A 21,241-nucleotide genomic window follows, 5' to 3' on the forward strand; every position below is an offset into this window, starting at 1 on the left:
TATAAGATATATTTCACCAGTTATGGGTACTTGATTTAGTTCAAAACCAAGATGGATAGACAGCCAGATTCTTTGCCAACACTAACCGAAACGAATGGTAAATCGCCCTATCCTCCATTGCAGAATGCTGCTTCCGCTAACACTGAAGAGGAAAAATGGGATTTAGGTTGGCTGGTAGCCGTCACCCGCCGTCGGGCGTTATTGATGGCACAAGTTGTAGTAGGAACAACTCTATTAGCTGGAGGACTATTACTATTTTTGACAAGGTTAACCCCCTCTCAATATGAGGGTAAATTTCAACTCCTGGTCGAACCAATTACTGCCGAAGAACAACTGGCACGTTCTTCTACCCGTGCTCAGGGAGCAGATTTTGACGTACAAAGAATTAATATTGAACAGTCCAGCCTGGATTACGAGTCACAAATCCGAATTCTGCAAAGTCCCAAACTATTGGATTCCTTGGTCAGTCAGGTGCGCCAACGGTATCCAAACATGACCTATGAAACCTTAATCAAAAACTTAAAGATTTCCCGAATCACAACCCTGTCATTAGATAAAAAAGAACAAGGCACGAAACTGATTGATGTTCGCTATCAGGACACCGACCCGGAGAAAGTAAAATTTATTCTCGATAAGTTGTCCCAGGCTTATTTGAATTACAGTCTGAAGGAACGACAATCGACAATTCGACGCGGCATTCAATTCATTGACACTCAGCTTCCCCCACTGCGCCAACGGGTCGATTCCCTGCAACAGCAAATTCAAGCTCTGAGGCAGAGCTATAACATTTCAGACCCCGAACAACAGGGTAGGCAGTTGCTCGAAACCACTGGTCGATTGGATCAGGTGGCGGCGGAAAACCAAACTCGGCTTGCAGAAGCAGAAGCTAAACGCAATGCTCTGATACAACAATTACAGAATGCCAACCCGCAAACCGTTTTGGGTACTCAAGCCACTTCTTCGGACAACACTAGCTATTACCAAGCCTTATTAAATCAGTACCAGCAAGTTCAGGCTCAAATTGCTTTAGAATCCTCCCGGCTCCAACCAGAACACCCAGCGATGAAGGAGCTAATGGAAAAACGAAAAAATTTGCAAAACCTTTTGAAACAGGAGGCAAGCCGGGTAATAGGAACAGCGACCGACTCTGTTAGCATCGAACAAGCCCGCTCTCAGGCGATTAACCAAGTACAAGCTCAGATGAATCAGAGAATTCGACAGTTGTCTACGATTACCCGTCAGTACACCGATTTGCAGCGGGAGTTGTTGCTTGCTACTGATAGTCTCAATAAGTTTGCCAGCCGCAGAGAGGCATTGCAGATTGATGCTGCTCAGCAAGAAATTCCTTGGGAGTTAACCATTCCCCCACGATTAGAACTTAATCCAGCAGGCCAACCTCTTAAGGTCAACAGTATTAGTAAGGTTCGGTTTTTGGCATTAATTTTAGTACTGGCGGTGTTGTTGGGTGTGGGTGTAGGATTTTTAGTGGATATAAGCCAGGATTTGTTGTACAGCACCGATGAAGTTAAACGAGCGACCAAATTGCCATTGCTGGGAGTGATTCCCCATAACAAATCTCAGTTTCCAGCGGTTTCAAATCCTGTAAAAGAGGCTTTTCGATCGCTCTCGAAAAATTTACGCCTCCTGAGCAAAACCCATGCTCCACTCCGTTCTCTCACCATCACCTCAGCAGAAGAGGGAGATGGCAAATCGACGATCGCTCTACATCTGGCAATGACCGCAGCCGCAATGGGGCAAAGGGTGTTACTGGTGGATGCGGATCTTCGCCATCCTAAAATTCACGAGCTATTAGGCTTGTCCAAGCAGCCAGGATTTAGTAACCTGCTGCAAAGCGAACAGGATATAAAGAGTTTACTCCAATCGCCTCCCGACTGCGCCAACCTGATGGTTTTGACCGCCGGAAATTCTTCCCTTGATCTGGCAGAGCTTTTCACCACTAGTCGAGTCGAGTCTTTGTTCCAAAAACTCCACACAATGTTCGATCTGGTAATTTTCGATACGCCGTCCCTGCTGAGACTGGCGGATAGTGGCTTAGTAGCGGCTCAATGCGATAGTTTAGCTCTGGTGGTGCGCTCAGGCAAAACCAGTCGTTCATCTATCCTGGCAACCTTAGAGGAGTTGAATTTTTCCTCTACGACTGTGCTAGGGGTGATTGTCAACGATGCACCGGAAACGGCATCCTTAATCCAAAGCCATTACCATGTTGCCTACAAGTCCAGATCGCGTTCAGATGTGAATTGAGCAGTTTCTCGATCGCAACGCAATTGATTCAAGTTGTCGCAACATAGGCAATAAGTCATGTTTGCGATCGGCCCTTAACACCAATTGAGTAATCCCAGAAACCGGGTTTCTTTGGCTTGGGGTAACAAAATATCGACAGCGCGAGCGAAAGAAACCCGGTTTCTCGATGCCGCAACAATTCTATGAACACCAACATTCCATTATTATTAACTGCGCTGTTGTCCCTGGCTATGCTACAGGGAACTGGACGGATAACTCAGAGCAATTCCACTACAAAAGTCAACGAAAGGTTGCCCCTAGCTATGCTACAGGGAACTGGACGGATAACTCAGAGCAATTCCACTACAAAAGTCAACGAAAGGTTGCCCCTAGCTATGCTACAGGGAACCGGACTGAGTGCCCCCTCCCGTTCACTCGCCACCGACCCGCCGCGTGTCGCGATCGTGCAGAACAAGTTTGGCAAGTCGGTGCGTGCCGGAGATGGGACGCTACTTCGAGGCGGGGCGGCTTGGGTTTATCAATACGGGCGAAAGACAGGTGCTACGAACTACATCAACGATTCTGCCTACTGGAAGGCTATGCAGGACAAAGGACTCAACGCAGTACGCCTGATCGCATTTGACCCCTGGCAACGCGCCCACGGCAACCCTGCCCAATATCCCAATGGTTATGAACACGCGGATTTGGAAAAGCCAGAAGATGTTGCCGCCCTTTTGAAAGACATAGACACAGTGGTAGATATGGCCTCACGCCAAGGCTTGTATGTGCTGATTAATTACCATGATGCAGGTGGCTACCGCGACCCGGACCGGAAGAAAGAGGACAGTTATAGCCCGACTATACACTACATCACCCGCTTTTGGAGTCTAGTTGCACCACGTTATGCGAACCGCTCTCATGTTTTCTTTGAGTTAGCCAACGAGCCAGTGAAATGGTATCCCCAGGATTACAAAGACGAACACCTGCGGGATTTCAAGATACTCTACGACCTGGTGCGCCGTAAAGCTCCCCAGACGCATATCGTGCTGCTCTCCTTTGCCAACACGCACTCTGATAACCCCAATATTTCTATGCTCACCGTTGCCCGACGGCTGAAGGAATTTGGAGTAGACTTCACAAACGCCTCAGTCGGCTTTCACCCCTACAAAACTGCTGGCACGAGTGCGCCCATTCTCGCCTTGATGAAAGAGTTTCCGGTTATCAATACGGAGCAGAACTTTCCCGGTGGTTTTGGCGTAGTTACAGATGCCGATTCGCAGTCTATGGATGGGGAGTTACTTGGAGTGCAGACGATGGAACGCTTGGGCATTAGTTGGTTCCACTGGAAGATAGATGGTCCAAAAAACTTGAACAATAATGTAGAGAAACTGCGGAAGGACGCGCAAGAAAAGGGTTATCTCTGGCGGCTAGTATCACCGCAGAAGCGGTAGGTATGTTGTTGCGCTTGAGCGCTAGGATTTTAAATCCCAACCCCCAAATTTCATTTCGGGAATAGATAATTTAGATCCCCGACTTCTTCTGTGAAGTCGGGGATCTGGGTAGCAAAGTTATTTATTCTGGGATATCAATCCGATCGCGATTAGCAAATTCTGAAGGTGGACGTTCCGTACTCCAAGCCCACCAAGCAGTACCACATCGGCAGTGGTAAAACTCCTGCCATTTTTTCCGATAATCTTCTGTGTAGACAGGCGATCGACGATTGATCCAAACTCGTTGAGCCTCCATACTGGTGGCTTCACAAGTCGGACAACAGAAATTTTGTGCGTGAGTCGCTTTTTCAGTCCATTCGGGCGGAACAGGGGCAAAAGCTTCCATGATTCATTTATCTAGGGTCTTATCGCCCATTATCAACTTTAGTAAACTAGATCTGCTACTGAATATTGCCTTGCCAGTAAAAGAGCCAAGTCCTAGTTTACAAGATTTAAGCGAAAATTAGCTAAAAATTTGCTCAAAGTTAAATAACAAATTTATCAATCATACCCTTTTTCGCATTTCATAAGTTAAAAATTAAAGAGTATAATTTTTCTCATCTTGTTACCTGCGTGATGCTGTACCCTCTAATAAGGTTATCTTGTCTATTAACTGCTGAATTCCTGTTAAAGGGAATTTCTCACCCAGATTATTCTCAACAACGGTGCAACCATGTCTCACCCGATTTACCTAAATTTAATTTCCTTTTTGGGAATATTCGGATTGTGTATAGTCGCTTGGATCTTCTCCGAACATCGTAAAGTTATCCCTTGGCGAGTCATTATTGGCGGTATACTCTTACAATTAGTTTTGGGTTTTTTAGTATTTCAATTCCCCCTGACAAGAAAAATATTAGAAATATTTAGTAGTTTACTAGACAGTGTATTTTTAGCAGCAGATGTGGGGGCAAACTTCGTTTTTGGCAAAAATATTGTCCCCTTACCAAATCGACCAGCAGATGTAAATTTAGGCTACATTTTTGCTTTTCGCGCCTTACCTGCGGTAATTTTCTTTTCGGGATTAATGGCATTACTTTACAATTTAGGAGTTATCCAAGTAATTACCAACGTATTTGCCAAAGTATTCTACAAAACCATGAGATTAAGCGGTGCAGAATCTCTCAGTGGTGCGGCTAATATTTTTGTGGGCATAGAAGCAGCGATCGCAGTTAAACCATTTATTGCTAAAATGACTCGCAGCGAAATCTGCGCCATTTTAGCCTGTTGTTTTGGTACGGCGGCATCCTCTACATTAGCAATTTATGTGAATTTCCTCAGACCAGTATTTCCCAACATTTTGGGACACTTGGTATCAGCATCAATTATGGCGATACCAGCTTGTTTTGTCTTATCAAAAATCTTAGTACCAGAAACACTAGTTCCGGTGACAGCCGGAGGAATTCCAGTAGAAGAAAAACCTAAAAAAGCCACAACAGAAGCAGAAGAAAAAGCCCCAACTGAAACAGTAGGCGGAGAACCAATTGAAAGAGTTAGCCCAATGGATGCAGCAATTTTAGGCGCACTTGATGGCGTGAAAATGGCTGTTTCTATTGCTGCGGTATTAATTTTAATTTTGGGTTTGGTTTCTTTAATAAATCAAATCTTTGGCGGGTTGGCGACTTTGCCTGGTTTGCTCGGACAAATTTTTACTGTAGTCACTTTACCAAATATTTTGGGAGTTCTTTTTTACCCGCTAACATTATTAACGGGAGTTGCTTTTGATGAAAGTTGGACAGCTTCGGTAATTATTGGACGCAGACTTTTAGAAACAGCAATTCCACCTTATCAAGCTTTAGCACAGGCAGCAGCGGAAGGAAAGGTGAGCGATCGCACGGTGTTAATTGTTAGTTACGCCCTTTCCGGTTTTGCTCACATTGCTTCCGTTGGCATCTTTGTTGGTGGTACGATCGCTTTAGCACCCTCCCGCCGAAGAGACATTTCTGAGTTAGGTTGGAAAGCCTTATTTGTCGGTACTTTAGCAACTTTAATGATTGCTTGTATCGCAGGTTTTTATGATACTGGTAATCCCAGTATTCTAGGAGAAAAAGAAGCACCCCCTCCCGCTGTCGCCCCAGTGCAAACTCCCGCACCCACCAAATCACCCGCAGCTAGTCAGACACCCCAAGCTGCACCCCCAGTCACCCCCACGCCCCAAGCGAAAACACCCGCAGCAACTCCTACCCAACTCACTCCCAAACCTCAACCCACTCCCATCCCTAAACCTTCTCCTTGATCAGCTGTTAACCTTTTAAGCAGAGCGGTTCTAGGGGCAGAGGAGAGAATTGAACAATTTACCTGTTCCCTGTTCCCTGTTCCCTGTTCCCTGTTCCCTTCCTTGCCTTCTGCCTTTCTTGAATCGACTTATGGAGCCAAAAACAGAAATTAGTCGCCTTCTAGATATTATGCCTGCCTCTGGTCGGATGATGTGTAAAATCATCAGTAAACCAGAGCAAAAAACCGTCATAGAAAGCCCTTACCCTTTACCTTGGACTGGAACAAGAGAGATTTGGATTAACTTTGATTTGTGGAGTCGTTTATCTCTACAACAAAGAGATTTATTGTTGTTGAGAACAGTTTCCTGGCTGATCGGAATTAAATGGTTTAAAGCTGATGTTTATCAAGGTTTAGTAGTAGCTTCACTTTTGGGAGGAGTATTTGAACTGGTGCAGCAAGATGTAGTTGGTGTAGTAGTTTCGGGTGGATTAACTGCATTAGCAAGTACGCAAATTTTGCGGAGTAATCGCAATTCTCAAACTCAACTTTCTGCCGATGAAGCTGCTATTAAAGTCGCAATTCGTCGGGGTTATTCGGAAACCGAAGCCGCCCAAAGTTTAATCCGGGCTATTGATGCGGTAGCGCAAATTGAGGGGCGTTCTACCTTAGATTTTATGGAATTATTGCGCCGTCAAAATTTAAGAGCGATCGCAAATCTCTCGCCAGTAGGTGTACCGGAAACAATCAAAAAAGATTGAACAACATTATTTATAAGTTTGATATGCCTCATCCAATTTACCTAAACTTAATTTCCTTTTTGGGAATATGGGGATTTTGTATCATAGTTTGGTTCTTCTCCGAACAGCGCAGAATCATTCCTTGGCGAGTCATAATTGGCGGCATACTATTACAATTAATTTTGGGATTTTTGGTATTTCAATTTCCCCTGACTAGAACAGCTTTAGAAATATTTAGTAGTTTATTAGACAGCGTATTTTTAGCTGCTGATGTAGGAGCAAATTTCGTCTTTGGCAAAAACATTGTCCCTTTACCAAATAGACCAGCAGATGTAAATTTAGGCTATATTTTCGCTTTTCGCGCCCTGCCAGCAATCATATTTTTCTCAGGTTTAATAGCATTACTTTACAACTTGGGCATAATTCAAATTCTCACCAACTTTTTCGCCAAAATTTTCTACAAAACCATGAGATTAAGCGGTGCAGAATCTCTCAGTGGTGCAGCCAATATCTTTGTAGGAATTGAAGCAGCTATAGCCGTTAAACCCTATATTTCCAAAATGACTCGTAGCGAATTATGTGCTATTTTATCTTGTTGTTTTGGCACAGTTGCTTCTTCTACATTAGCAATTTATGTGAGTTTCCTGAAACCAGTATTTCCCAATATTTTAGGACACTTGGTATCAGCATCAATTATGGCGATACCCGCTTGTTTTGTCTTATCTAAAATCTTAGTACCAGAAACAGAAATTCCTCTGACAGCCGGAGGAGTACCTGTAGAAAAGAAGCCGGAAAATGAGGCGGAAAAAGTACCAACAGAAACAGTAGCCGGAGAACCAATTGAACGAGTTAGTCCAATGGATGCCGCAATTTTGGGCGCACTTGATGGAGTGAAAATGGCTGTTTCTATTGGGGCAATACTAATTTTAATTTTAGGGTTAGTTTCTTTAGTAAATCAAGTATTTGCAGGATTGGCTACTTTGCCTGGTTTTATTGGAGAATTTTTTCGGGTAGCTACCTTACCAAATATTTTAGGAGTAATCTTTTTTCCTTTGACTTTATTAACGGGAATTTCCTGGGATGAAGCTTGGGTAGCTTCGGTAATTATTGGACGGAGATTGTTAGAAACAGAAATTCCTTGTTACTTAGCTTTAGCAGAAGCAGCGGAGGCGGGAAAAATTAGCGATCGCACTATCCTAATCCTCAGCTATGCTTTAAGTGGGTTTGCTCATATCGCCTCAATTGGCATCTTCGTCGGTGGTACAATTGCTTTAGCACCTTCGCGTCGCCAAGATATTTCCTCAGTCGCTTGGAAAGCGTTATTTGTTGGCACTTTAGCAACTTTAATGATTGCTTGTGTCGCTGGGTTTTATGATACAGGAAATCCCAGCATTTTAGGTAAATAAATAATAGGTTCGTTGTGAGGACTTTAGTCCTCTTGCGCTTAATTAGGAAGCACGCTCAGTGCTTACAACGAACCAAGAGGTAGCACGCTCAGTGCTCACAACGAACCAAGAGGTAGCACGCTCAGTGCTTACAACGAACCTGATTTTTTGTCTACTGCTGTGACTCGCCAACTTAATTTTAAGTTAATCCAGAAATTCCAGAAAGTGACTATTCCAATGGCAATGAAATTTGCTGCATATCGACCGTAGGGTAAGCGATCGAAGCCTAAAATATTATACAACAAATTTAGCAGCAACACATTTAAAATTAGTCCTGCTAAACAAACAAAATTGAATTTTAAAAACCTTTGGAAACGTTGGCGGTTGCCTCGTTGTTTTCGGGAAATATCGCCAAAAGTCCAAGCATCATTCCACAGAAAATTATTCACAATTGCTAACTCGGAAGCGATGATTTTACTGCGAGTTAAACCCCAGCCTAAAGTAGTTGGATCGCTCAAAAAGTAAAGCATTAGCATATCAACAAATACGCCACTGAAACCGACTATGGCGAAGCGCAAAAACCGACCGACAGGCCAAAGGGAAAAGCGCAATCTGAGCAAATGTTGAATATATTCTATGTATTCTTTTCCGGTAACTTTACTTTCACCATGTTGGCGTTCTTGGAAAATATAACCTAATTCAGCTATCCAACGGATTTTGCCTCTACCTAACACTTCAATGAGGATTTTATAACCCAAAGGATTCATTTCTCGACCAGCAACACAGGCGCGACGTACTAAAAAATAACCCGTCATGGGATCAGAAACACGACTTACCACTTCTGGACAAATAACTAATCCTAAAAGTTGTGCGCCACGAGATAAAAACCGTCGAATAATACTCCATTCACTCACGCCACCGCCTTCTACGTGACGACTGGCGATCGCTAAATCTGCCCCCCCTTCAATTTCTCCCCAAAGCTGCAACAATAACTCTGGGGGATGCTGAAGATCGCCATCTATCACTCCTAAAACATATCCCCTCGCCACTTGCCAGCCACGAATTACCGCACTTGAAAGTCCCCTTTCTTCCACTCGTCGCATCACTCGCAATTGTGGGTACTCCGAAATTAACTGTGCTGCCACTTCCCAAGTACCATCAGGACTATTATCATCCACCACAATTAGCTCATAAAGTCCCGGCATCACTTCATCGAGCAAATGGCACAATTGTTTAATTAGCTGCTTAATGTTTTTCCCTTCGTTGTAAGTTGGAACAACCAAGGAAAATAACAACGACTCACTCCCCACATAAACAGGCGCAGGTGGTAAAGCCGGAATTACCAAAGCGCCTGATGGTACTGTTACCAGTAAACTAGATTGGCTAAGATTCATTAGAGCCAGATTTTAACTATCCAAAAATACGAAAGCAGACTTTAACGATAAACTAATCCAGGTTCACAATGCTACTTATTTTCCTCTACTGACTATTTTGAGGATAGAAGACAGAGATTAAGAAAGCACTTTTTAGTCTGAATTTTCATGAGGCTAACAAAAATCTGTATAAAGATAGATTCTCCAAACGAGAAACATTGAACTATTTGGGCATCCCCTTGGCTGTAGAACTCCTTTAAAACCGCAAGATAAATATCAGATTGTATTTAAAAATCGGACTTACACACCCGCTTTAACAATTAATTCTGTGAGAGTTTAGCTAGATCAGAATCAAAATAAATCTTCCTAGATGCAACTGCTTTTTCCGCTCAAGTTAAGTCTAGGGCTTGTATCCGTCTTGGGATTTGGTCACAATGAATAAGGAAGTTCTAATCTCCAGAATATATGTCATGATTACTAAAACAGTTGATGCAATTCTCGATCGCGCCCTGGCAGGTTACGATATATCAGAAGCAGAAGGAATTTTACTTTTGCAGCAAACAGATGCAGAGATGATTGCTGCTATTCGTGCAACTGCTGACGAACTGCGAAAACGCCAAGTCGGAGACACAGTAACTTACGTCATTAATCGCAACATCAACTTTACCAACATTTGCGAACAGCATTGTAGTTTTTGCGCCTTTCGCCGTGACGAAGGAGAAACAGGCGCTTATTGGTTAGATTTAAACCAGATTTTAGAAAAGACTACCGATGCAGTACAAAGAGATGCTACCGAAATTTGTATGCAGGGAGGACTTAACCCCAAAGCTAAACTTAATGGCACTTCTTTAGATTACTATCTCAACATAATTAAAGGCATTAAAAACGCATTTCCTGAATTACATTTACACGCCTTTTCCCCGCAAGAAGTACAATTTATTGCCAGAGAAGATGGATTAACATATACTGAAGTAATCGCCGCTTTGCAAGATGCGGGAGTTGGTTCAATGCCCGGAACCGCTGCGGAAGTTTTAGATGATGAAATACGTCGGGTAATTTGTCCTGAAAAAATTGATACTGCGACTTGGTTAGAAATAATCGGTACTGCACATAAATTAGGATTACCGACAACTAGTACCATGCTTTCGGGACATATTGAAACACCCCAACAACAAATTAAGCATTTTAGTTTATTACGAAAACTGCAACAAACTGCTAAAGAAAAAGGATTTGTTGGCTTTACAGAATTTATTCTTTTGCCTTTCGTGGGACAGGAAGCACCCAAGCCGCTACGCCGCCGAGTTGGAAGAGATCAACCAGTTTTATCAGATGCACTTTTACTAACTACGGTAGCAAGAATTTTTCTAGGAAATTGGATTATTAACCATCAACCAAGTTGGGTAAAACTGGGTTTAGCAGGTGCGACAACTGCCTTAACTTGGGGTTGTAATGATATTGGTGGGACTTTAATGGAAGAACATATTACAACAATGGCAGGTGCTCAAGGTGGTACTTGCATGGAAGTAGAAACTTTACAAGCTGCAATAAGTTCTTTAGGACGTAATTATCAGCAAAGAGATACAGTTTATCAACCACTAACAAAGAACAAATTTTGTAGGGTGCGTTAGCGCAGCGTAACGCACCATTTGGTAAAGGTGCATTACGTTAAGCAGTTTTAAGAAGATTTGATGAAGTTGTTAGCGCAGAGATTCAACCGGGAATTCTAGGGGTGTAATACTCTAGCTCAGTTGTTTGTATGTCCAAGTTGTTAAAGTTTGCCTTATTAACTCTAGCGCTACAACCTTTACCAGCACTAGCCCAAAATGAAACAGAATATGGTTTTCCGATCGCCCAAACTTCAAGCAGGGATTTACCTTGTCACATGATTACTCGTAATGGACATACACTTGATTTAAGCAGGTTATGTGGTGGTAGTCCCAGAACAGTAACAAGATCTGTAACTCGAACGGCGCAGCGTGTTCCTGTTCGCAGAAAAAGACTTGGTAATTCTGAATATGCAAAACAATATGACAAGTTGGCGGAAACTTATCCAGATGAAAGGGTGAGAAATATGCTTTCGTCCAGTTCTTCCGATCCTGAATCAGTTTGTAAGCGATTGGAGGAAGGTAAAACTGTTGAGGAAATCCGAACAGAGGATATAGGAAAGTTAAGCCAAAATCCTTCCGGTAACTCAACTCGTGATAATGCGCGGAAGCAGGATATAGAAATTACTTTGAAAGTAGCACCTCAATATTATTGTCCAGAAAATTAGGTTTGTGCGAATACGCTACGAATATCAATTAACTTCTGGCAAAATGCGAATTCTGATTTTTTAACCGCAGATGTAAGCGAAGCTTTCCCGTAGGGTACGCAGATGAAAGATTTCGATTTGTACTCTTTGTTTTAATGAATACGATCGCACAAACTGTCTCTTAGGCTACTGCGCGATCGTTTTTTTTATCTATTTCAGGACTTACGCAGTCAGTCGGAAAAATTCTATATATAGTAGGGTCAATTCATGAATTGACCCTACATTTAGATATTCTGCGTAAGTCCTATATTTTTTCCTAGCACAATCGTAGGGTGTCTCAGAAAGAGATTTCCGATTTCTTTTGCTTCTCTGCTATAATTTTTTCGACAATTTTGTTATTTTTTAACGGCAACCAAAGCAGGGCTAAGTAGTCATTTCTTTTGACTAACTCCCAAATAAGTAAAGGAATTGCACAAGCAATAATGAAGGCACTAAGGTTATTGAAGTAGGTGTAATCATGAAATATCTTGGATAATAAACCCACTGCTTTCAATTGAAAGAATTCATGGAATATTAAAATAAACATACTCCCAGCACCAATGTATGAAAGTGTCTCTTTTATGGCTTTATATTGGGAAATTAACTTAGAAAAACATAAAACAATATATATTCCACAAATTGCCTCTAAGGTAGATATTAGCAGATGGTCGTATCTTCTCTCACTCAGATCCATTGTATAGTTAAAGTAATAATGGCAAAACCAAAATACGAACAAGCTCAATGCCAAATATTGGTTTTTAACCTGCAAATCAAAAACCTGTTTTTTTAGCAAAAATCCTAATAAAAAGAAAAATAAGCTTATTAGCAGGATATCCAAACTAAGAGGAAGACCACGCAGTAAATGTTCGCTAAAAATTTTGTCCATAATAGTTGTATTATCAATGGGAATTTCCCAGAAAAATTTAATACTGAATATTCCTATTAATAGGACAAACGACATCACACAAATCTGCAATAATTTGTTGATTTCACACAGATTAGTTACCTTTATAAGCAACCAGGAAAAGATGAAAATAGCCCAAAGATGTGGGAGAAACCACAAGGGAGCCCATTCAGCAGGAATTGTATTCTCAGTTTGATAAACGAGTCCAGCGAGATATCTTATTGGTGAATAATTATGCGACGGTACATAAATGGCTCCCACTATCATCAATGTGACTAAATATGGTTTGATAAGTGAGTCAAATTTTCCCAGCATTAATTCTGTTATTTTGCCATTAACCTTAAAGAACAATCCTGCTATAAAGAAGAACAATGGCAGATGAAAGGAATATATTATGTTGAATAATTCTCCTTTTTCGTTTAATACAATCTCGTTGTGACCAAATACCACCAATAAAATTCCTAAACCTTTGGCTATATCAATATACTGTAGTCTACCATTCATCACTTTTACCTCAAAATCTCACATTTGTGTTCCTGTTTGGTAGTTGCACTATAGAATGAACAATACTTATTTATGTGTATATATTACCAGGTTTGATTACAGTATGTATAAAATTTTACGAAGATCCATTAAAGAAATGATTCTAAATATAAGATTTTTTTAAAGTTATAAATATAGGGAAATTTCTCGAACAGCTACACCAAATATACAATCTCTTAACCAAATTTTTCGGAATCTAAATACATTGACGAAGGAATTTAGCTGGCGTTTGAGTGCAAGCGTAAAAGCCAGCTTGGTATAATTGTTTCAGGTTAATTACCGAAGATTGTTGTTGAGTCATTGGAGCGTAGATTTTAGGTTTTAGATTTTCATTCCTTCTACCTTGGAGCCTTGGAGTCTTGGAGCCTTCTTACACTAGTTTTGGGATGACTTTGGCTTGGGAATGGTAACATTATCAGGATAAGCCGATTCTATTGAAGTAAAAATCCCAGGCTTTCTCGGCTGTGGGAATTTCTAGATAATGAGGAAAAAAAATAAATCTTCTCTAATCCTAACTGTAACTGCGATCGCCGCAATAATTAATGGCGGTGTTGCTGCTTACTGGGTATTAATGCAGGAAAAATCAATGCAGGAAAACTTACCTGTAGGTGCTGCAATAATTCCCCAAGATGCTTTAATGGCGTTATCTGTTTCGACAAATGAGCGACAATGGCAACAGTTGCGCGAGTTTGGTACCTCACAAAGTCAAGCTGGTTTTGAGCAAAGTTTAGCGAAGTTGCGCTCACGCTTTCTCACTGCCAATGGTTACAATTATCAGCAACATATCCAACCTTGGCTAGGTCAACAAGTAACTTTAGCTTTTTTGTCACCGCCGAAAAAAACCTCCGAGGGGAAACTTACTAAACAAATTACCCCTGCCGCAGAATCAGGAAATTCGGAAACGGAAGCGCCAGAACCAGAAAAACAATCAGTGGTGATGGTGTTACCAATCGCTCGCCCACTTCAGGCAAAACAAATATTAGAACAACCCCAAAGTCCGGTTAATAAAAATCAGTGGACTCAACGGGAATATCAAGGTGTGACCATTAAAGAAACCAAAGTAAATGAGGATGAAAGTTACTCAACAGCCGTTATTGATGGGCAATTTTTAGTAATTAGTACAGATAGTAGAGGGATCGATCGCGTAATTGACACCTACAAAGGTGCGGCATCTTTAGCAAACACTCCCGGTTATAACGAAGCCGTGCAAAAAATCGCTGACCGCCAATCTTTTGCTAAATTATATGTGAATATTCCCGCCGCCGCAGTAGCAGCAAAAACTGCTAAAGAGCAACTTTCCCCCCAAGCATTAGTGCAAATTCAACAACAGCAAGGCTTGGCATCAAATATTATTTTAGAATCCCAAGGAATTAGGTTTAAAAATATTTCCTGGTTAAAGCCCAATAGTCCAAGGAAATACCAAATAACCAATAATGCTGGAGAGATGCCGCAACTTTTGCCAGCTAACACCTTAATGATGGTTTCTGGGGGTAATTTAAAACAGTTTTGGCAAGAGTATGTCCAAGGTGCCCAAGCAAATCCCATGACACCTTTTAACCCAAAAGAGTTAAGAAGTGCGGTAAAAAATTTTTCTGGACTAGATTTAGATCAAGATTTGATTTCTTGGATGGGAGGAGAATTTTCAGTATCATTAATTCCGGCAAAGCAAGCAAATCAAGCAAATGGTCAATTGCCAAATATCGGGCCAGGTGTGTTGTTTATGGTGAAAACAAGCGATCGCAAAACCGCCGAAAAAAACCTGGCACAACTCTATGAAATAATGAGTGATAAATACAAATTTAAAGCCGAAAAAAGTCAATTAGGTAATCAACCAGTAGTCAGTTTAGTTTCTCCATTATTAGGAATAAAAATGTCTCAAGGTTGGTTAGATGGCAATATCGCTTTTCTAACGTTAGGTGCGCCAATCACAGAAGAAATTGTACCTCGACCGAAAAACAATTTAACTCAAAACGAATTATTCCGCAACACAGTTCCGTCAGAACTTAAACCTAATAACGGTCATTTTTTCATTGATATTGAACGAATGGGAGTAGATAACACAGCGAACTTGCTGAGTTTTCTCTTACGACTTTCACCAGATATCACTACACAAAATAACCTAAGAAATCAGCTTTCCCCCATGCAAGCAATAGGCGTTACCGCAGCAGTCAGCGACGAACGAAGTAGTCGCTTCGACATTTTCGTAAAGCTGAGAAAAGTCAGCGAAGGAGGAACTTTGCCAGCGCCTAATGCGCCACCGAAGTAGGGGCAGGGGGGCAGGGGGGCAGGGGGGCAGGGGGGCAGAGGGGCAGAGGGGCAGAGGGGCAGAGGGGCAGAGGGGCAGAGGGGCAGGATAGAGGAAAATTAAAAACTCAAAACTCCCGAAACTCTTCCCAACTCAAAACTCAAAACTCAAAACTTAAAACTCTTCCTATCTTCCTAACTCAAAACTCAAAACTCAAAACTTTCCCAGTGCCCAGTCTCTTCTGCCTTTGTGACGATAAGCTGCCAGAATTAATACAGCGACAGATCAGACAAGATGGGGGAGAAGACTTTTATGAATCTGGTTTTACTCCAGAATTGGTTGGATAACACCAGTTTTGCAATTTTATTCATTACGATGCTGGTTTACTGGGGAGGGGCAGCATTTCCCAATATTCCGGTTTTACCAGCATTGGGAACAGCGGGGATGACTGTAGCCAACATGAGCATCGCCTGCTTACTGGGGGCACGCTGGATAGAAGCGGGATACTTTCCCTTAAGCAACCTCTACGAATCTCTATTTTTCCTGACTTGGGGAATTACCACGATTCATTTAATCGCGGAAAATATGAGTCGGAGTCGGTTAGTGGGAGTTGTCACCGCACCTGTAGCGATGGCGATAACTGCGTTTGCGGCGTTATCTTTACCCGCGCCAATGCAAACCGCAGAACCTTTGGTGCCCGCACTGAAATCAAACTGGTTAATGATGCACGTCAGCGTCATGATGTTGAGTTATTCCTGTTTGATGGTGGGCTCGTTGTTGGCGATCGCATTTTTAGTTGTCACCAGAGGAAAAAACATCGAATTGCGAGGCAGTTCTGTAGGTACAGGAGGCTTTCGTAACAATCATTATCAACTGCGTCGTTACGGAGATTTAGTAACACAAACCGCAGGTGCTAAAGTCGAACAAACTGCTACCATCAGCAGCGAAATTGAATATAACGGCAACGGTAAAACAGCGGTTTTAGAGGTAGTGAAAACGGCAGCAAAAGAAACAACAGTCGAACCACTTTCGCCCCAACGTTTGAACTTAGCCGAAATCCTGGATAATATTAGCTATCGAGTAATTGGCTTAGGATTTCCGCTGTTAACAATTGGGATCATAGCTGGGGCTGTTTGGGCTAATGAAGCATGGGGTTCATATTGGAGTTGGGACCCGAAAGAAACCTGGGCATTAATTACTTGGTTAGTATTTGCAGCTTACCTACACGCCCGAATTACTCGTGGTTGGCAAGGGAGAAAACCAGCAATTTTAGCAGCAACAGGGTTTGTTGTAGTCTGGGTTTGTTACTTAGGAGTTAACTTGCTAGGTAAAGGTTTACACAGCTACGGCTGGTTCTTCTAATCTTCAAGTTTAAGCGATCGGCACTCAATTATTCTTAATTGTCAGCTGGTCGCTAACCTTTTGCAAATTTATGCAAAATTACGCTGAAATATAGAATAATTTAAATATTTGTGAGTTATTCTAGAAAGTTGTGTATTTAATTTGCTAATTAAGTAGGTGCAAATAAATAAAGTGAAAATAGTTATCTATCAATGGGGCAGGCAGGATGCCTACCCCACAAGATTTTCAGCTTTCTTGTGGGGTGGGCATCTTGCCCGCCTTTGTTTTACTTTATTTAGATCTACCTACTTAGCTGTCACCGAGAATTTAGCGCAGTTGTCTTCCTCGCTGCAAAAGCTGATCCCTCTTACTGACTAAAGCGTAAATTAAATGCTAAAAAGCTGATTAGTGTTCAGCTAAGTGTAAGCTCCTTATGATTACAATCCTACTGGTCGATGATAGCCCTACAGTCAGGGTTATGGTTTCAGAATTACTTAGAAGTAAAGGTATAAACGTTATTGAAGCAGGTGACGGCATTGAAGCAATGGAAAAAATGCAGGTTCAATGTCCAGATTTAGTAATAACTGATATTGTTATGCCTAGAATGAATGGTTATGAACTTTGTCGTTGGATAAAGACACAATTTAAGGATAAATATATACCAGTAATTATGTGTACAAGTAAAGATCAACAATTCGATCATTACTGGGGAATTAAACAAGGTGCAGATGCTTATATTACTAAACCCTTTGAACCTGTGGATTTGATTAGAGCAATTAAAAAGCTTTTAGTTAGGAATTAATAAAAAAATTGCTCATCAACAGGCAAAGAAATTATAATAACCAGTAAACGAGGGAATTTATTAATTAAATGATTCCGAAGCCATTATTATGGAAAATAAATTTGAACGAATAAACTTAGAAAATGACGTTATATCTGGAATTTCCGAAGAAATTTTCGATGGTTGTTGCACTTTTAGAGGCGAAGAATTACTTCAAACCCTTAAAGAGATTTTTAACCCTAGAGAAGAAGAATGGGGTTTTTTTGAAAACGGAGTAGCTTGTAAACTTCTCAAACCTGGCAAAAATTGGCAAAAAGGAAAAATTAGAATTACCCTAGAATTTTGCCCAGATGAACCAACCCAAGCACCTTCGCCGTTAGATGATCTTCGGAAACAAATCAAAGAAACCGAAAACTAATATTAAATACCTAAATCGTTGCAACAGATGTAGAGACGTTTCATGAAACGTCTCTACATTAAAAAAACTTCCTCTTTCTTCGCGTCCTTTGCGTCCTTTGCGGTTCAAACCCTCTTAAATGCTTTCCTCCCAACCTTGGACACCCATTCACGCACAAATACATCGCACCTTGCGACAACGCCAACTATTACCCAAAACCCAAAACATATTAATAGCAGTATCCGGTGGACAAGACTCACTTTGTTTAACCAAATTACTAATAGACTTACAATCAAAATGGCAATGGAAATTAGCAATTTGTCATTGCGATCATCGGTGGCGAAAAGACTCAGAAGCTAACGCCAATCATGTAGAAAGACTTGCCCAAAATTGGCAATTACCCTTTTATTTACAAATCACAAACCAAGAATTAAAGAGTGAAGCAGCAGCGAGAGAATGGCGATATCAAGCATTAATTGATATTGCCCAAACTCACAACTATAATTATATTGTTACTGGGCATACAGCGAGCGATCGCGCCGAAACCCTACTATATAACTTAACTCGTGGTAGTGGTGCAGATGGATTACAAAGTTTAACTTGGCAAAGACCTTTAACTCAAAAAATCCAATTAATTCGCCCATTGTTAGAAATTACCCGCCCAGAAACCGCCCAATTTTGCACAGACTTTCAACTACCAATTTGGTCAGATTCTACTAATGAAGAGTTAAAATATAAGCGGAATAGAATTAGATTAGAATTAATCCCTTACTTAAAACAAAACTTTAATCCCCAAGTGGAAAAAGCCTTAGCTCAAACAGCGGAACTCCTGCAAGCGGAAGTAGAATTTTTAGAAAATACTGCTCAAGAAATCCTCCAAAAAGCTACTTTAAATTCTCCGATTCCGCAGATAAATCGCGCAATTTTAAACTCTACACCTTTAGCGATTCAAAGGCGAGTGATGCGACAATTCTTAGAGGAAAATTTAGGATTTGCCCCTAGTTTTGAGCAAATAGAAAAAATAACAGCTTTAATTAGGGCACCTAATCGTTCTTGTACCGATCCCTTTCCTGGAGGTGCGATCGCCCAAGTAGAAAACGACTGGATTTATTTGAGAAGAGTCTAGACTTTTAATTCTGGTTGAAACCTCAATCTAAAATCTAAAATCCTCTCATCTAAAATCTTAGGAGACTGCCAATTGTTGTAACTCACTTGGTATCAAATTATAGATAATTTTTCTCATTTCAGCGATGCCATGAAATTGATAATCGCCAATTTCTTGGACATGATTAAGCAGACCAGCGATCTCTTCTAACTTTTGCCGCACTTCGTTGACCTTATCTTGAATCTGTTGCAAAAGTTCCTCATAAAGTCGCACTTTGCCCCAAGATTCTGCTAAAAAAGCCTTTTGACTTTGGGTATTTTGTTCGCTGCTTTGTAACTCTTGGCGTTGATTTTCCTGTTGCTGTACTTGAGCATCCACCATTGCTTGAGCTTGCCCAATACTAGAGCGCATTTGCTCAATTTCCCGTTCCAGACTTTGTAACTCCTCCGCCAGTTGTTGACGAACAGATTCAATCTGAGATAAAACAGGCCCTAAATCAATTTTTTGTCCATCGATTACTCCAGTATCAGCTATTCCTTGACGACGGCGTAACACCTTCAGATGTTGAGAGAAAATTTCCTCTCTTTCTCGAAGAGTTCGACGTTGACCAACCAAAGTTTCTTCTAACATTTGGTAACGGTCTTGTTCATCTATTAATTCTGTTTGTAAGCGCTGACGTTCTTGGTCATTACCCTGTTGTAGCTTTTGTTGTAATTCTGCGATCGCCTGACGTTCAAATTCCAACTCTTCTTCTTGATCGCTGACAAAACGCTTCGCCTTATCCAACTCCAACTTCAGATTTTGGACAACGGCTTGTAGTTCTGCAATCGCCATGCGTTCTAAAGCTTCCAAATCAATTTCTTGGCTAATCTTCACCTCAGAAGACATCGCCGCCAACCGTTGTACTTGTTGATACAAGTCATCTTGATTTCGCAAGCGAGCGCCCAAACTTTGAGCATATTCCTGCTTCAAAGATAAAGAATTCTGTTGGATCTTTAAAGCCTCCCTTGCTTGCTCCACAGAGCTCTGAGCTTGGTAGAATTCTTGCCAACGACTTTGGAGATTGCTAGCTTGGCGATCGACTCGTTCTTGCAGTGCCGTCGCCGCTGCTCTTTGTTGCTCCAACTGTTGCCAATGTTGATCTAAGATTGCCTGCTCTTGATTGAGTGCCTCAAAAGCCCAACCCAGCTGTTCCCGAATTGGTTCTGGAGAAGCGATCGTCTGGGATAATCTTTCTAAAATCTCTTGAATTTGCCTTGCTTGCTGATCGTCGAGAACTGCTTGCGGTTTATATTGAGCTTCCAACTCTTTGATGCGTTCTTGTTCACCCTTCAAATGTGCCCAAGCGCCTTCCAACTCCAAGCGATTTCGCTCAATTTCTTCCTTTAATCGCTCCGTTTCCTCACGAGAACTATTAATCTCTTGTCTTTGCTGTTCAAAGCGCTCTACCTCCTGCTCCATTTGCGCCAACTCTTCTTGACGAGCTTGAATTTCCATCTCCCGACGGTTCAACTCATGAGCTTGGTAAGTCAGCGACTCCTTCCACTGTTCAATCTCTTCTTCCTTAGTTTTGTACTTTTCTTGTAACCGCGAGAAATTTTGCAGAATCCCCACTAAATCTCGCCCCGGATTAATGCGCTGCACCTGACGATTGCCACCCAGTTCCACTAAAACCAGTGCCCCGTCACCGTACTTATTTCCCTCTTCAGGAGAAAGAGCAATTACTTCATCACCTGTTATGGCACTCCAACTGTCGCTTCGCTGACAAGCCAGCAGTTTCAGATCCGTTTTATTGCCCCCGAATGGGCCAGATTTTTTTTGTAATACTTCCGCTAGATACAGCACGCCTATATTCCTCTTGATGTGTCTAGGTTCGAGCTTTGGCTAAACCTTTACCGGATATTATTTATTTCTACTAACCCTAGTTTAGGCAGACAACGCTCATAAAACAAATTGAATTGACTTGTCCGCATATTCCCCGCCCTCTTCAATCCACCCAACCCATCGAACGGAATCAACCTTGACTACTGGTTAAATTGAGCGCGAAACGGCAGATGAAAACACCTTACCGCCTCAGCCGTGAATTTTGCCTGCGAACTGCCATGATTATCTGCACTTATGACCACTAAGTAAAGTTAAGAACTGTGAGGAGAGGACAATAAGTTTAATTTTTGTAAACTTGTCACTTAAACTCC

General features: G+C 41.6%; 16 protein-coding genes. 12 read left to right on the forward strand and 4 right to left on the reverse strand.

Annotated elements, in window-relative coordinates; all coding sequences use genetic code 11:
* Positions 1 to 51 precede the first annotated feature (51 nt).
* Both ACE1CI_RS18300 and ACE1CI_RS18305 read left to right on the forward strand, forming a co-directional pair.
* Entirely contained in the window at positions 52 to 2,262 is a 2,211-nt protein-coding gene (locus ACE1CI_RS18300; protein WP_413265092.1) for a GumC family protein, read from the forward strand.
* A gap of 182 nt (positions 2,263 to 2,444) precedes the next feature.
* Positions 2,445 to 3,692, forward strand: a complete 1,248-nt coding sequence (locus ACE1CI_RS18305) for a cellulase family glycosylhydrolase (protein ID WP_496615553.1) — start codon at positions 2,445 to 2,447, stop codon at positions 3,690 to 3,692.
* Between the two features lie 121 nt (positions 3,693 to 3,813).
* On the opposite strand, the gene ACE1CI_RS18310 is transcribed toward ACE1CI_RS18305, so the two are convergent.
* A complete protein-coding gene (locus ACE1CI_RS18310) occupies positions 3,814 to 4,077 on the reverse strand; it encodes a hypothetical protein (RefSeq protein ID WP_413265090.1) in 264 nt (87 codons plus the stop codon).
* 327 nt (positions 4,078 to 4,404) lie between these two features.
* On the opposite strand from ACE1CI_RS18310, the gene ACE1CI_RS18315 reads away from it, so the two are divergent.
* From ACE1CI_RS18315 to ACE1CI_RS18325, 3 genes are all read left to right on the forward strand, one after another.
* Positions 4,405 to 5,964, forward strand: a complete 1,560-nt coding sequence (locus tag ACE1CI_RS18315; RefSeq protein ID WP_413265089.1) for a NupC/NupG family nucleoside CNT transporter — start codon at positions 4,405 to 4,407, stop codon at positions 5,962 to 5,964.
* A gap of 130 nt (positions 5,965 to 6,094) precedes the next feature.
* A complete protein-coding gene (locus tag ACE1CI_RS18320; protein ID WP_413265088.1) occupies positions 6,095 to 6,703 on the forward strand; it encodes a DUF3318 domain-containing protein in 609 nt (202 codons plus the stop codon).
* Positions 6,704 to 6,726: 23 nt separating this feature from the next.
* A complete protein-coding gene (locus ACE1CI_RS18325) occupies positions 6,727 to 8,088 on the forward strand; it encodes a NupC/NupG family nucleoside CNT transporter (RefSeq protein ID WP_413265087.1) in 1,362 nt (453 codons plus the stop codon).
* Between the two features lie 128 nt (positions 8,089 to 8,216).
* Here ACE1CI_RS18325 and ACE1CI_RS18330 read toward each other — a convergent pair whose 3' ends face one another.
* A complete protein-coding gene (locus tag ACE1CI_RS18330; protein WP_413265086.1) occupies positions 8,217 to 9,461 on the reverse strand; it encodes a glycosyltransferase in 1,245 nt (414 codons plus the stop codon).
* 449 nt (positions 9,462 to 9,910) lie between these two features.
* Between ACE1CI_RS18330 and cofH the strand changes: the two genes are divergently transcribed.
* On the forward strand, positions 9,911 to 11,068 hold the full coding sequence (cofH, locus tag ACE1CI_RS18335; protein ID WP_413265150.1) for a 7,8-didemethyl-8-hydroxy-5-deazariboflavin synthase subunit CofH: 1,158 nt from the start codon (positions 9,911 to 9,913) through the stop codon (positions 11,066 to 11,068).
* A gap of 128 nt (positions 11,069 to 11,196) precedes the next feature.
* Positions 11,197 to 11,712, forward strand: coding sequence for a hypothetical protein (locus ACE1CI_RS18340; protein ID WP_413265085.1), 516 nt, complete (start codon positions 11,197 to 11,199; stop codon positions 11,710 to 11,712).
* A 316-nt stretch (positions 11,713 to 12,028) separates the two neighbouring features.
* Here the strand turns inward: ACE1CI_RS18340 and ACE1CI_RS18345 are convergent, their stop codons facing one another.
* Positions 12,029 to 13,138: an acyltransferase family protein gene (locus ACE1CI_RS18345; RefSeq protein ID WP_413265084.1), complete on the reverse strand. Its 1,110-nt coding sequence runs from the start codon at positions 13,136 to 13,138 to the stop codon at positions 12,029 to 12,031.
* A gap of 520 nt (positions 13,139 to 13,658) precedes the next feature.
* On the opposite strand from ACE1CI_RS18345, the gene ACE1CI_RS18350 reads away from it, so the two are divergent.
* The 5 genes from ACE1CI_RS18350 to tilS all read left to right on the forward strand — a co-directional run bounded on the left by ACE1CI_RS18350 (position 13,659) and on the right by tilS (position 19,067).
* Positions 13,659 to 15,443, forward strand: a complete 1,785-nt coding sequence (locus ACE1CI_RS18350; protein WP_413265083.1) for a DUF3352 domain-containing protein — start codon at positions 13,659 to 13,661, stop codon at positions 15,441 to 15,443.
* A gap of 291 nt (positions 15,444 to 15,734) precedes the next feature.
* Positions 15,735 to 16,784 (forward strand): c-type cytochrome biogenesis protein CcsB, encoded by a 1,050-nt coding sequence (ccsB, locus tag ACE1CI_RS18355; protein ID WP_496615554.1) that lies wholly within the window; start codon positions 15,735 to 15,737, stop codon positions 16,782 to 16,784.
* Between the two features lie 412 nt (positions 16,785 to 17,196).
* Positions 17,197 to 17,565: a response regulator gene (locus ACE1CI_RS18360; protein ID WP_413265081.1), complete on the forward strand. Its 369-nt coding sequence runs from the start codon at positions 17,197 to 17,199 to the stop codon at positions 17,563 to 17,565.
* An 88-nt stretch (positions 17,566 to 17,653) separates the two neighbouring features.
* On the forward strand, positions 17,654 to 17,962 hold the full coding sequence (locus tag ACE1CI_RS18365; RefSeq protein ID WP_413265080.1) for a KGK domain-containing protein: 309 nt from the start codon (positions 17,654 to 17,656) through the stop codon (positions 17,960 to 17,962).
* A 118-nt stretch (positions 17,963 to 18,080) separates the two neighbouring features.
* Positions 18,081 to 19,067, forward strand: coding sequence for a tRNA lysidine(34) synthetase TilS (gene tilS, locus ACE1CI_RS18370; RefSeq protein ID WP_413265079.1), 987 nt, complete (start codon positions 18,081 to 18,083; stop codon positions 19,065 to 19,067).
* 57 nt (positions 19,068 to 19,124) lie between these two features.
* On the opposite strand, the gene hmpF is transcribed toward tilS, so the two are convergent.
* Positions 19,125 to 20,891, reverse strand: coding sequence for a pilus motility taxis protein HmpF (gene hmpF, locus ACE1CI_RS18375; RefSeq protein WP_413265078.1), 1,767 nt, complete (start codon positions 20,889 to 20,891; stop codon positions 19,125 to 19,127).
* Positions 20,892 to 21,241 lie beyond the last annotated feature (350 nt).

Source organism: Floridaenema flaviceps BLCC-F50, assembly GCF_041929275.2.
Lineage (GTDB): Bacteria > Cyanobacteriota > Cyanobacteriia > Cyanobacteriales > Aerosakkonemataceae > Floridanema > Floridanema flaviceps.